The organism is Vibrio sp. S234-5 (genome assembly GCF_000960595.1).
Classification (GTDB): domain Bacteria; phylum Pseudomonadota; class Gammaproteobacteria; order Enterobacterales; family Vibrionaceae; genus Vibrio.
This window is the reverse complement of record NZ_JZAM01000195.1, coordinates 83,274-97,017: the sequence shown is the minus strand read 5'-3', so window position 1 is coordinate 97,017 and position 13,744 is coordinate 83,274. Positions and strand designations below refer to the sequence as shown.

The following is a 13,744-nucleotide window of genomic DNA, read 5'->3' as shown; positions in this document are numbered from 1 at the left end:
AAGGCACAGGAACGGCATTTTTTATTTCTAATCAATCCCCGTGCTGCTCCTGTTAACCAACTGATAATAAAGTGTATTATTTTATCTCCTTATTCGGCTTTGTTAATTTTTGGTCATGTTTTTACTTAGCGTTTTGAGTGTTTTTTTTAATTTTACTTTTCTTGGGGGTTAATAAAATCTTTGCCTATTCATCTGATAGGAATAAACAATTGGTTTAATTAATGGTGGTATTTATTATTCAAGCATAACAGTTGTTCTGTTATGTTGATGTATGGATATTTTATCTAATGGAAGTTTATTTATGAATATAGTCAATATGATCACAATGTCTAAAAATAAGGTCGCTTTGATGGCGATCAGTGCTTCGGTGGTGTCAATGATAACACTTTCATTTATTACTCAGGCTAGTGAAAGTAATTCGAATGAATTTATTCTCACGGAAGATGGTGGTAGCCCTGTATTAGATGATTTCAACTCATTGACAATAGGAAATAGTGGGCCTGTTCTTTTGCAAGACGTGCAGTTGATTGAAAAATTGCAGCGTTTTGTTCGTGAGCGTATTCCTGAAAGGGTTATGCACCCACGCGGTACGGGAGCTCAAGGATATTTTATTTCCTCAGATGACCACTCTCAGTTAACAGCGGCTTCGCTATTTAGTAAGAAAGACTTAAAAACGCCTGTCTTGGTACGTTTTTCTAGCGTTATCCATTCGAAAGGTTCACCCGAAACTGCGCGTGATCCTCGCGGGTTTGCGGTAAAATTTTATACACAAACAGGTAACTGGGATTTGGTTGGCAACCATCTACCAACATTTTTTATCCGTGATGCGATTAAGTTTCCCGATTTTACTCACGCTAACAAGCCGTCTCCAGTCACTAATCTTCAAGATCCAAACCGTTTCTTCGACTTTTTCTCTAAAACACCAGAATCAACACAAACGCTGACTTGGTTGTTTTCGGATATCGGAACGCCCGCTTCATTTCGGACGATGGAAGGTTTTGGTGTGAACACATTTAAGTTTATCAATGCAGAAGGTGATATTAGATTTGTCAAGTTTCATTGGAAATCTCAGCAAGGTATAAAGAACCTGACTAGCCAAGAAGCGCAAGAAATACAAGGTAAAGACTTCAGCCATATGACGCGTGATCTCTATGAGAACATCGCTCAAGGGAATTATCCGAAATGGGATCTGATGGTTAAGGTGATTGAACCCAAGGATCTCAAAAAGTTTGACTTTAATATTTTTGACGATACCAAACAGTGGTTTGACGTACCAGAACAAAAGCTCGGTACTTTAGTTCTAGATAAAATACCACCAAACTTTTTTCAGTACACTGAAATGGCCGCTTATGCACCTTCTCGTATGATTTCGGGTATTGCTGCTACGCCAGACAAAATGTTGCAAGGACGCCTCTTTTCTTATGCCGATGCGCAGATGTATCGCTTAGGGGCGAATTATCAGCAACTGCCGGCCAACAAACCGCTGGTTGAAGTGAACAACTATCATATTGATGGCTTAATGAATACGGCTGAGTTGCCAGGAGAGGTCAACTACAACCCAAGCCAAGTCAAAGAGCAGAAAGTGATGACTGAAAAGGATGATAGTGACATGGTGCGAGGATATCTGACCCGAGAAGAGATCAAGCAGCCGCGTAACTTTTATCAAGCAGGTATTTTGTATCGCTCGTTTACGCCACAAGAACGGACGAATTTGGTGAATAATCTCAGGGATGCGTTGAGTCAGGTACATTCAGAGCAAGTTAAAAACACCATGGTTAACTATTTCTACCTTGCTGACAAAGAGTATGGGCAGAGAGTTGGAGAGGCTCTTGGACTGGATCCGAAAGCTTACACTCAAGATATGATGGGAATGCATTAATTTCGCTTTAGCGGTTGGAAAGTTTAGTTATCCGTGTTTTGGGCCATTGCCTGCCGCTTTCCAATCGCTAATTTTCACTCCATTCAACTCTAAAAATGGACTAGTTAGGGAACTGATTATGCAACAAAAAAGATCTTGGCGAGGGGACATAACCTCTCTAAGCTTAAAACGGTATATTATGCTGTTTATCTGGTTAATGATGTTTACGCTGGGTGTGGTTAGCCATGGCGTGTTCGCTGAATCAACGGAGGCGAGTAAACCAGCTATAAGCTATGGCGATGTATCTAGTCCTGAACTCTTGTCTCAGGAACAGTCTCAGGAACAATTGGCGCTGGCATTTTTTCATGCCGCTCGCACTGGTGATGTTGAAATGATGCAAACTTTTATTGATGCCAAAGTGAATCTTAATTTCCAAAATGGGCAAGGGTACAGCGCAATAATGGTGGCTGCGTTTCGTGGGCAAAAACCGATTGTAGACATGCTTCTGGAAGCCAACGCTGACCCTTGTCTGGTCGATTATCGCGGCAATACAGCCTTGATGGCGAGTATTGTCTCAGGGGAGATTGATATCGCTCGCTCACTTTTGAAAATAAAATGTGACAGTCCACATATACAACAACGAACAGAGGAATTTATTGAGCAGTTTGCTAAGCCGGAATTCAAAATATTATTAAAAGACAAGTTTCCATAGTAGCGACAGAGATGTAATGTAATTTTTCTTCACGAAGATATATTTATTTCTTGTTTTTAAAGTCTCTATAAATTCTAATTGTGATGCAACTATTCTCATATTTTCCTTTAATGATTTGATTGTTAAATTAATAAACTAGACTGGGCTTTTCATTTTCTGGCTTGTATTGATTAACCTAATCCACGCTTCGGTTATCTTAACAGCTAGAATTGTTCATATCTTAATTTTATTACAAATAAATAAGTATTGAATTGATTTTTATTGGTTTATTTATTTTATCTTCTATTTACTATTAATTGGAACATACTGTTTCTGGTTTAGAGTTGGGATAAGTTTGTATTTTTATTTATCTTATTGGTCAATAAGTGGGCAATGAAAATAGGTGATTTTATGGATCAGAAGCATCAAATGTCGCAAGAACATATTTCTGTTGTCACGACTTTGCTCGTACATTTTGATTTGGTTTGTCGATGTCGAGGTTTAAGAGCGACTGCAAAAAAGATGGGAATCCCTCTCACTCGCCTTTCTCGTTCAATCGATCAGCTTGAAAATATTTTAGAGAGGAAACTGATATATTCAGATTGCAATACTTTCTCTCTTACCAAAGAAGGTGAGCGCCTTCGTCGAGAAGTGGATGTCAGTGGGTTACTGGTAAAACTGAACTATGAGTTTCAACAGTACCAAAGTCGGCAAACGTTAAAACTTCACGTTGCACCGCAGGTTAAAGCAGGCATATGCGGTGACATCCTGTCTCAATATGCAGAAAAAATATTGGATAGTCGTATATCCGTTATGGTGAGTTGCGAATCTCTTGATGAGCTAGAAATACATCGACAGCTGCAAGTGGGGGATTTAGATGTGGTACTTTCCTACCACCGATTTTCATCGCGATCGATTGAAAATCGCCACATTTATACCGATTGCTACGCGTTTTACATGCATAAAGAACACTTTCAAGCTGGGCAGAAGCTTGGTGTTGATATTCATCATCTTGCGACCTTGAGTTCAGGGACTGAGTTGGAAGCGACTCATTTTATCGAAGACCTATTTTGTAACGCCGCTTGCGCTGAACTTGGAAAGCTATCGCCAATCTTGCTGCCTGACATCGAGAGTCTTTGCTGCTTATCGAAGTCTGTTCCTTCGTTGTTGTTATTAAATCGAGTTGCAGAACGCGAGTTTGCGATGCGAGGTATTGAGTTACAGTTGGTCAAATCTGTCAGTGAGATCTGTATCCCTGTCTATTTGTCATTTCATAAAGCGAATCCGCGACAGAAGATGTTTAAGGAGGTGGCCGAAAACTACTTAGAGTTCGTTGGTTTTATGAGCGAACCCGATCCGAAATTGAAAACCGTTTCGTGACTTGAGTAATGTGTTACATAAAGTCGGTTTTAAACCTAGGGCGTGTTGACCTTTCGTGATGGCTTTTTGAGCAGCATGGTAAGGCGTTATAATTTGTTTCGCCAAAAATAAACTGTAACTCCATACCATGCCGAGACTAATGCTAACTGATAAGCGGTGGCAAAAGCTACTTCAAGTAATGAAAAACACTGGCCGCATTTATAATAAATCTGAACATAGAATGACCTTTGAAGGGATTCTTTACCGCATGCGGACAGGAGTTACATGGCGTGATCTTCCCAAAGAGTTTGGGGACTGGAACACGGTTTATCGTCGCTTTAACCTGTGGTCGAAGAAAGGCCTGTTAGATATCTTATTCAAAGAGTTATCAAAACTTTCCGATTATGACTGGGTGTTTGCAGACGGCTCAATAGTCAAAGCTCATCAGCATAGTACAGGAGCAGCGACACCAGATAATGAGTGTATTGGAAAGAGTCGCGGCGGTAACTCAACGAAAATTCATTTGGTTGTGGATAGCGGCGGATTACCAATCTATTTTGAGCTATCAGAAGGCCAGAGAAATGATATTGCTCGTGCCGAGAGCCTTGTTGACAACCTTAAGGAGGTCAACGTATTTATCGCTGATAAAGGCTATGACAGTGAAGCTTTAAGGGCTTATGTTGACTCTAAAGGTGGTGAAACCGTTATACCGAAGCGAAATTATGGACAAGATATCGACAAAGAAAGCATGGATTGGTGTCTCTATAAGTATCGACATTTGGTAGAGAATGCTTTCGCGAGAATTAAGCACTTCCGAGCGATATCAACGAGATATGATAAGTTAGCAAGAAATTACGCCAGTATGGTATCACTGGCGTTTACGATAATGTGGCTGCCGATGTATTGTTGAGCGAAATATGTACAGCAAAGATCAACTGGCCCCAGTAAGTCGCATTGTTTCTTGAACTCGTTAAACGCTAATTCTGCGCTGAGGAATCCCCTAATGATTTTTAGAAAAAAAATCATTAATTTAAGCTGGATGCACACCTTGTCATGTGATCAAATGATTTCGCCAAAAAACAACAACCAGACAACAAGATGTGCGAACTCAATATCCTACACGATTCTCTTTACCAATTCTGCCCTGAACTCCACTTAAAGCGACTCAATCGCTTAATGTTAGCCTGTCGTGCTTTGCTCGATAGCAAGACGCTGACACTCACTGAACTTGGCCGCAACTTGCCCAACCAAGCGAGAACAAAGCACAACATTAAACGCATGGACCGATTACTCGGCAACCGACACCTACACCTACACAAAGAACGTCTTGCTGTCTATCGATGACACGCCCGCTTTGTTTGTTCAGGGAATCCCATGCCCGTGGTCTTAGTCGATTGGTCTGATATTCGTGAACACAAACGATTGATGGCGTTACGGGCATCCATTGTACTGCATGGCCGCTCTATCACTCTCTATGAAAAAGCGTTTCCTTTATCTGAGCAATGCTCGAAATCAGCACATGACCAGTTTCTAGCGGATTTGGCCAACATTTTACCGCCTAATGTCACACCTCTCATCGTCAGCGATGCTGGATTTAAGTTGCCTTGGTTCAAATCCGTTGAAAAGTATGGTTAGTTTTGGTTAAGTCGAATACGTGGCAAGGTTCAGTTTGCTGAACTGGGCTCTGAAAACTGGATTTCAATCAGTGAGTTGCATGCTCAGGCATCCAGTAGACCTAAAACTTTAGGCGACAAAAAACTCACTAAGAGCAATCCAATCCAATCCATTGCCACATGGCACTCTATAAGTCGTTACCTAAAGGCAGAAAAAACCAACGCTCGACACGAACTAACTGCCACCATCCATCACCGAAAATATACTCTGCCGCGACCAAGGAGCCTTGGGTGCTTGCGACGGACCTTCCCCCCATCAACCCGGACACCAAAGCAACTGGTCAATCTTTATGCTAAACGCATGCAAATTGAAGAAACCTTCCGTGACTTAAAGAGTCCAGTTTACGGGCTAGGTCTAAGACAAAGCCGAACTAACAGCCCAGAGCGCTTCGACATTATTTTACTGATCGCACTCATGTTACAACTCATGTTTTGGCTAGCGGGTTTGCATGCTCAAAAGCAAGGCTGGGACAGGCACTTCCAGGCGAATACCGTGCGAACAAGGAATGTATTATCAACCGTTCGCTTGGGTATGGAAGTTCTACGAAGGTCAAACTACGAAATCACAACGTTAGAACGACTATATGCAGGGGCAGAGCTCACACGGCAACTTCACCAATATGGTTATGCGCTGGGTGATTTATGAGGGGATCCCTCAGTACCGCGTCACCATGAGAAACATTGTGGTCAGAATATTTTGGGATAACGGCATCTATCATCCGTAGCAGGCCAATTTCGTGACAAAAGGCGGCAATGAGACCAAGGTGATCTAAGCGTTTAATAACAGGCTTAGTAGACATATTTTGAGAGCGTCAAATAACAGCAATAAATCAAAACTGTCGATCGTGGTCAAGATGGTGTCGTCGTTTTTATTAACAAATGTTCGCTAGATCACACTATTTGAATTCTGGAATTAGCTGCGGAATGACGGATCATTTATGTTGATTAGACTCTTAGCTAAAAATGGTCATTACTATATCCAAAAACTTCGAATAAATATAAGAGTGATGAACTAAAGTTCGATGCAATTAACAGCAAATTAACTATTAACAAAATGCAAAATATTAAAAATTTGATCTGGGTTCTAGATTTTGTTTTATGTAGAAACTTTGAATTGAATTAAAAATTAATTATTTGTAAATATTAATAATTGTTTCCGAACTGTTGATTTGTATGTCAATAATGCCACAGAGTCACTGTATTTTGCGCGTGATGCTTGGAAATTAAAAAAGTATAAAATAGACAATGGCTAGAGGTTGATATGGGCGTAGTGCTTTCCATTACTAGTTTTCACAAGTTCACACCAGAGCTACAGAGTTTTTACTTTATCTTCTGCAGAGGAACATTGCTCAATTAAATTTGGTCGTGCTGATTCTTGTTACTGGGTTCTTCCCGATCCTGAACGCATTATTTCAGTCGTGCATGGTGAGATATCAAATTTTGGAAATGACTTTTTATTAAGATATCTATCAATTAATGGTTTATTTATTAACAGCTCAGTAAGTCATGTGGAAAATAGAATAGATATCGCTTTAAAAGATAAAGACACAATTAATTTTGGCGATTACGAAATTGAAGTTTCACTGCAGGATATTTGGAAAGAAACCGCCATCGATGAACGGCCGTCCCCCTCCTGTTCTTACTTTCTAGGTGTTTTTAATTGTTCATATATAACTAGTACTTATTATTCATACGAAAGTGAACAGATAGATATTGCGCAGAAAATATCAAACTCCGAAATACGTTTCCTGTATGAACATAAGTGATGCCAATAGTTAATGCGAAAGGTAGGTGTTGGATTTTATCAGAAATTACCGCGAGTAATTACAGAAAAGTCGCCACTCATTATAAACTCGGCGGACATTGAATTCCAATCATACAATGTCTTAAGCACGAATTATGAATATGATAAGAGTTAGAAAAAACCACATTAGCCATTAGCTTATGTGAAAGTATTATAATTCACTTGAATAAAGTGACAGTGAAATATTCATCATAATGGAGGAATTACAGCTTAAAGAAGAGTTTATGAGTTTAGCAACCAGGATAGGCATTAAAAACAATCTCAATTTAAATATAAAAGTTCAGTTCTTTAGATATAAAAATATATATTCACCATCCATAAGGAAATAATAATGAATCATTTAAAAAAACACTTACTCACGCTACCGTTAACCTTGCTTTCAACATCAACATTTTCAGCAATCAATAGCGATTATGAGGTTTTATCGATCATGCTCTCAGCTGATCACAATGAAAGCCTTGGTGCCCCGATGCCTTTTTATGCGAATGGGAAAATGCAATCAAAGCTGAATGTCACGGTTGCTTTCGCTGACCGATACGGTCAGCCGGTGACGGTAAGCAACGACGAAGTAAAGAATTCGATTTCGTTTTACCTAAAGAGCAATGATGTCCAACTAGGCAGAGACAAAGACTGTAGCTATGGCCGAGATTGTTGGGGCTACACATACAACGAGAATGACTACGCACACCAAATCAGCGGCGTGTATCGCAGTGCTGAAAGCCTTCCTAACTCACGCGTTCTTTCAACGGCATCTAACAAGCTGACAGCTTGGGTATATGGCAACGAAACGGCTCAATACCGCCAAGTTTGTGCACAAATCCAGTTCGAGGATGGCAACGTTTACGACAGCTGTGCTTACCCATACGATGAAAGTGCTCTCTACCAAGGTGTGCAACCTAAAGAGTACAGCGCTTCTGAGTTTGCCGACATTGGTACAGGTGAAAGAGTTTGGAAAGACGACGGTGACGGCTTCTACTTTGAAAAGGCAGAAGTTCGTAACTTCTACATCACACCAACAGACACTTCCATCACCATGACCAAAGTTGCCATGGATAACTGGGAAGAGTCGAACAACGACAAGGTCTTTTTACGAGACGAATGGCTTGGCTGTTACAGCAATTGTCCAAACGGAGTCCGCTCAGTAAAAGGCTACATCTTTGAGCCAGGCCGAGAGCGCACGGTTTCAGACGAATACGTATGGAACAGCGCTGCTGGCCAAGGTCGCACAGCAACGTGGCGCGTTAACCAAAAGCTGCGTTCTGTGACACTAAGTCAGCTGCTTTTCTCTGGCAACACTTCAATTAATGACTCTCAAAACGAGTACCGCTTCACCGCTTATGACCAGTACGGAAACAAAGCGCGTCTTAAACTGACTTACCCTCAAAGCCAATTTAGCGGCGGTGGTCAGAAGTGGGACTACACCAAATGGAACCTAGTTAACCAATAATTTCTCGGCCTTAGAAAAACGTTAGCCCACACTCGTTGGGCTAACTTTCGCTTTATTTAAAGGAGACACTATGTCTAATTGGACTTCAAATGCGTTTAACTTTGATAGTTTTTGTTCAGGGGGCGTAGACCAAAGAACAAGAAGCTACTCCTATCAAATTCTTCTAGGTTCCTTAGTCGGCAACTGGCTAAAAGGCCCTAACCTTGATATCGCTCTGCAATTTTCTCCCTACTCGACAGATAACCTAGGCTTCGGCAAAGGTTGGAAGCTAAACATTCCAAGATACGATCTAAAAAATAAGCAACTGCATCTTGCGAATGGGCAGTTTTACCGAGCTGAATTAGGTGCAAACTACAAACTTGCTCTCCGCTACAAAAAGCTGCTCGACTTCTCCGTAAAAGGCGATGCCAGCGGTTATGCAATTGCTTATCGAAATGGTCGTAAAGACATCTTAGATGATCACGGTAACCTAATTAAAATCATTCAAAGTGATGGCCATGCTTTGCATTTTTCTTGGTTAAACATTGGCTCAGAAAAACGTCTGAACAAAGTCTGGGATGACCGCACATCCGAGAGCCAACCACTCTTGCTTATCGTCCACGCGAATCCGGGCAGAGTGAATATTTTCACCAACATTGGCAGTGCACACGAAGCGTATTTCAGCCTTATCTTAAACAATAATAACCTTGTCCAATGTAACCTATCTGAAGATGCAGGTAGCTATGACTTTGGCTACAAAACGATTGGGGCTTATAACCTGATTCAGAGTGTCACCCATCCTTGTGGGATGCTTGAGCAACTTGCTTATGAAGCAAATGGGATAAGAGTCAACACCAACACTTATCTCCCAGCGGTGACTTCTCATCATGTACTGACTCGAAACTCTCCCATCATTACGACGGAATATGACAGCGTAAATTCCGATAGCCGCAACTTTATGGGTTACAACGTTCCGGGCGGTAGTTTAGGTGAAGGCATCGATAACCTTCTTGAACGTGGGTTCGAATACACATACCGAGTACAAAAAGTGGAAGGCGGTACGATTAAGACCATTCAAACCTACAACCAATTCCACTTGCTGGTTGAAGAAGCACGTTTGGTCAACAATAAACTTGTTCACCTCAAGACGCTTGGCTATCCAGCGCGTAACAATGAGAGTTTTGCCAACCAGCCTGCTCAGTATGCCTTAATCAACAAAGAAGATCAGACTTGGTCATCGGGTGAAGATAGTCATCTGCAAACTCGTCATTGGGAATACGATCAATACGGTAACATGTTGTCTTTCAAAGATGAAAACAACATCACAGAGTACTATGAATATTACTCGTCAAAAGGTGAATCTGGCTGCCCTGCTTCACCTTCTGGCATGGTGAACTTTGTGAAGTCTCGCACTCTAACTAATGGCTCTGAAGAACGTAAGATCTCCTATGAGTACGGTGAAACCACTGGTTTCAACAACCAAAAGGATGTCGTGCTACGCTTGGAAAATGCTCATGACCGCTACCAAAGCTATTACAGCTACCACGAGGATAAAAGCGAGGCGTTTTCTTTAGGCCGTTTAGCTTCAATTAAGAACGATCTCATGCATGCAGAAGGTACCTTTTCAAAGACATCAAGCTATCAGTACACCTTAAGCAATGAGACGGTCGAGGAACATGAAGAACTGGTGTGCCACGACAACACCAAAACTAACGTCGTTGTCGGCCATTATTTTGATATCGGCGAAATCGCTCATCACGTGGACGCAGATGGTGTTCGCTGTAGCTTTGAATATGACTCGCTACGTCGTACTAAAACCGAACGTATTGATGGCAGTGCGGCACGCTCATACCAATACCTTGTCGACACAACCCAAGCTAGACAAACCTTGGTGTTGACGGACTGTAAAGGCAACCTATGCGAACAGAGTTGGGATGGCCAAGGCAGAGAGTTAGAAGCGAAACTAGGCAACACAACCATTTGGAAAAAAGAGTACGACGCGCTCGGCCGCTTAGAAAGCAAGAGCTCATTTGATGATCTTCCCGATAAAAATGCACGCTCAATTTCTGTCACCCAAACCGAAAGTTATGAATACGACGATTGGGGTCAGGTTAAAGCCACTACGCTGCCGAATGGCAATCGTCACATTGCGTTTAACAACCTCGCAAGCCGCCAAAAAACACACGGTATTGAGGGATTAGCGTTAACAGTTAGCCATTTAAACAACTGGGGATTAGAAGACAGGAAGCAACAGGGTGATCGTGTTTGGCATTATGAATACGACGCTTGGGGCCGCCTAAAAAAAGAAACCGATCCTGCGAGTCAATCGAAAAGCTATAAATACGACAAATTTGATCGCGCGATTCATATTACTCAAGCTAACAATGTGGCTCAGCAAATCACCTACGCAGCACATACTGATCAAACGCAAGTCACGAAACTAGAGATCGGTTCGCAGATCGTTGGTCAGCGCGACGTCGACGGGTTGGGACGACCTCTTGAGCTTCGTCGAGGGGCTAGCAATCAAGCTTCTTTAGCGTGGACGTACGTAGACAGCAGTAATATTCCAGCAACTGAAACCAGCTTGTCTGCGCCAACAAGACGCTTTACTCGTGATGATCAATTGGGTGTTCTCAACGAGAAAGAATCCGGCGATCAGTTAACGACATACCAATACGATCCCGTTTCTGGCTTACCAACTGGCAGCCAAGATAACAACGGCAGTCGTAGCACGATCACGTATTCCTCGACCGGCCTACCTGAGTTTGAGCTGCATGACGGAAATATCCGCCAGTACACTTACTCAAAAGGCGGCGTGATTGCATCAATTCAAGGTGCGCGTGATAGCCGTCAGTTTGGTTACGATGAGCTTGGCCGACTGGTCAAATTAAGTACGGACAACGCCACTGTCGAATACGAATACGATCAGTTTGATCGCATCACATTAGAGCGTTTGACATCCGGGAATCACACACAAACCACCGAAATTGAATGGGATGAATACAGCCGCGAAGTAAACCGCGCGGTGGCACTCAACGACGTTTATATCTTTGAGCAGTCTCAAGCCTACAACGAACTTGGTTTGCTTCGCTCTCGCGAAAAAGAATGCGCGGAGTTGGGCAAGGTAACGGAGACGTACACCTATGATTCACTCTCGCAATTAAGGCGTGTCGATTTCTTAGGCAACGGCCCACTCAGCGAATGGGGGAAACCTATCGTATTCCTTGAATGGAGCCACGATGACTTAGGCAATATGTTGACTCAACACTGCGTAACCAACGAGTCTCAAGACTTCGCGAATTACTACTACGAAGCGGATGATCCAACTCAGTTAACACGCATCACTCACACGCATCCTCAGCTTCCTAGTCAAACCGTACTGAAATATGACCAGAACGGAAACATGATTCAGGATGCCGAAGGTCGAGAGCTTCGTTACGACCACTTCGACAAACTCACTAGCGTGCTGTCCGGCAATACAGAATGGCAATACTCATACGACAGCAATGATCGCCTAATCAGACAACATTCTGGCTCCGAAAGTCGTCAATTTGAGTACTTGTGGAGTGACATCGCGTCTATCGAAGAAAATGGCAGCGTCACTCACTACATCTACGATGATGGCGTGCCGAAATGGTCAGAGCAAGGTTCTGTTGTCTCTATGCTAGCAACCGATCAAAACGGTTCTGTCATCGCTTCCAACAAAGCTGGTCAAACTGGCTCGATGTACCGCTACTCTCCATATGGACAACGCGAACAGGTGGGAAATACCAATGAGCAATAAAGATTCTGTATTCATTACTCCGCTTAATCGACGTGAGTTTCTGATTAAAATCGGCCAAACCAGTGCAGTGGCTGGTGGCATTTCATTACTGCCAACTTCTGTGCGTCTTGCAATGGCACAATCGATGACGGTCTCCCCTTCACACTTAGGCTTTAACGGCGAATGGTTGGATCCGGTACTTGAGGGTTATCACCTAGGTCAAGGTTATCGTGTCTACCAGCCGAAGTTGATGCGCTTTAACGCTCCAGACAGTCTAGCGCCATTTAGCGAGGGCGTGCACAACGCTTACATTTACTGTCACAACGACCCAATTAACTTTACTGACCCAAGTGGCCACTTGAATATCAGTAAGATCCTGTTTGGTGCGTTCGGTATCATTGCGGGGATTGTCGGGATTGCACTTGCGGCGCCAACCGGAGGCTCAAGCTTGGTTCTTGCTGCTGGTATCATCGGCGGCATCGCAGGCATGACCAGTGGTGCGCTCCAGCTTGCATCAGGCATCATTGATGACGGAGACATCTCACGTAAACTGGATATCGCCACCATTCCATTTGACATTATTGGCGTGGTCAGTGGCGGCTATTCGGCTTACAAATCGGTACAAAACTTACGTTGGGTACGAGCAGGCGGGGCTTTAGAAGATGTCACTCAACCGGGGCTTGGTTCTCGACTGTGGAACAAAATTCGTCCATCCGGTGAGTACAACCTTGAATGGGCACGCAAAACAAACCCAGCAATGAGGATCGGTAGTTCAGAAGGTCGGGTTATTGTAACCAAGATGGTACAAGGTGGCAAAACCATGACTTATACGCCTCCTCCGATTCACGGTGGCTTTACTAAGATCCTGCTTGACCAAGTGAAAGTAGGCGCGCGTGGCTACACCATCTACCAAGGCATCATGACCGCTGGTTCTATCGGCAGTCTCGGTTGGTCAGTAGTCAAAACTATCCCGGGAAGATTCGATAGCGGAAAGTCATCAGCTGAGAGTATGGTGACGGAAGGAAGAAGTGCAAATCCTGAAGCGAGAAAAAACCAGCTGTATTCTCTGGAAGAAACTCGCCAGCGCGTCAAATACGGTAATGATGTACAAAGAATGATACGTCAGTTGCCACTCTCGTAATGTTACGATCAATATAAAAAAGCTATGCC

General features: G+C 42.8%; 8 protein-coding genes and 2 pseudogenes. 9 read left to right on the top strand and 1 reads right to left on the bottom strand.

The window, feature by feature from the left end; genetic code table 11:
- The first annotated feature begins 349 nt into the window (after positions 1 to 349).
- The 5 genes and pseudogenes from UF06_RS09645 to UF06_RS27680 all read left to right on the top strand — a co-directional run bounded on the left by UF06_RS09645 (position 350) and on the right by UF06_RS27680 (position 6,227).
- Positions 350 to 1,879 carry a catalase gene (locus UF06_RS09645; RefSeq protein WP_045570291.1) on the top strand — a complete coding sequence of 510 codons (1,530 nt, stop codon included), beginning with the start codon at positions 350 to 352 and terminating at the stop codon, positions 1,877 to 1,879.
- 118 nt (positions 1,880 to 1,997) lie between these two features.
- Positions 1,998 to 2,570 (top strand): ankyrin repeat domain-containing protein, encoded by a 573-nt coding sequence (locus UF06_RS09640; protein WP_052702539.1) that lies wholly within the window; start codon positions 1,998 to 2,000, stop codon positions 2,568 to 2,570.
- 390 nt (positions 2,571 to 2,960) lie between these two features.
- Complete coding sequence (locus UF06_RS09635) at positions 2,961 to 3,929, top strand: LysR family transcriptional regulator (protein ID WP_045570256.1); 969 nt, start codon at positions 2,961 to 2,963, stop codon at positions 3,927 to 3,929.
- A 127-nt stretch (positions 3,930 to 4,056) separates the two neighbouring features.
- A complete protein-coding gene (locus UF06_RS09630) occupies positions 4,057 to 4,818 on the top strand; it encodes an IS5 family transposase (RefSeq protein WP_045570255.1) in 762 nt (253 codons plus the stop codon).
- A gap of 188 nt (positions 4,819 to 5,006) precedes the next feature.
- Positions 5,007 to 6,227: pseudogene (locus tag UF06_RS27680) on the top strand (IS4 family transposase).
- Positions 6,228 to 6,237: 10 nt separating this feature from the next.
- Here the strand turns inward: UF06_RS27680 and UF06_RS24220 are convergent.
- Positions 6,238 to 6,381 (bottom strand): annotated as a pseudogene (locus UF06_RS24220) (DUF4277 domain-containing protein); the annotation flags it as partial.
- A 552-nt stretch (positions 6,382 to 6,933) separates the two neighbouring features.
- On the opposite strand from UF06_RS24220, the gene UF06_RS24215 reads away from it, so the two are divergent.
- The 4 genes from UF06_RS24215 to UF06_RS09605 all read left to right on the top strand — a co-directional run bounded on the left by UF06_RS24215 (position 6,934) and on the right by UF06_RS09605 (position 13,715).
- Entirely contained in the window at positions 6,934 to 7,347 is a 414-nt protein-coding gene (locus tag UF06_RS24215; RefSeq protein WP_082069657.1) for an FHA domain-containing protein, read from the top strand.
- A 369-nt stretch (positions 7,348 to 7,716) separates the two neighbouring features.
- Positions 7,717 to 8,832, top strand: a complete 1,116-nt coding sequence (locus UF06_RS09615) for a hypothetical protein (protein WP_045570253.1) — start codon at positions 7,717 to 7,719, stop codon at positions 8,830 to 8,832.
- Positions 8,833 to 8,902: 70 nt separating this feature from the next.
- Positions 8,903 to 12,595: an RHS repeat protein gene (locus UF06_RS09610; RefSeq protein WP_045570252.1), complete on the top strand. Its 3,693-nt coding sequence runs from the start codon at positions 8,903 to 8,905 to the stop codon at positions 12,593 to 12,595.
- The gene (locus UF06_RS09605; RefSeq protein WP_045570251.1) at positions 12,585 to 13,715 is read left to right on the top strand and encodes an RHS repeat-associated core domain-containing protein; all 1,131 of its coding nucleotides are present in this window, start codon (positions 12,585 to 12,587) and stop codon (positions 13,713 to 13,715) included. The genes UF06_RS09610 and UF06_RS09605 overlap by 11 nt, the downstream gene beginning before the upstream one ends.
- Positions 13,716 to 13,744 lie beyond the last annotated feature (29 nt).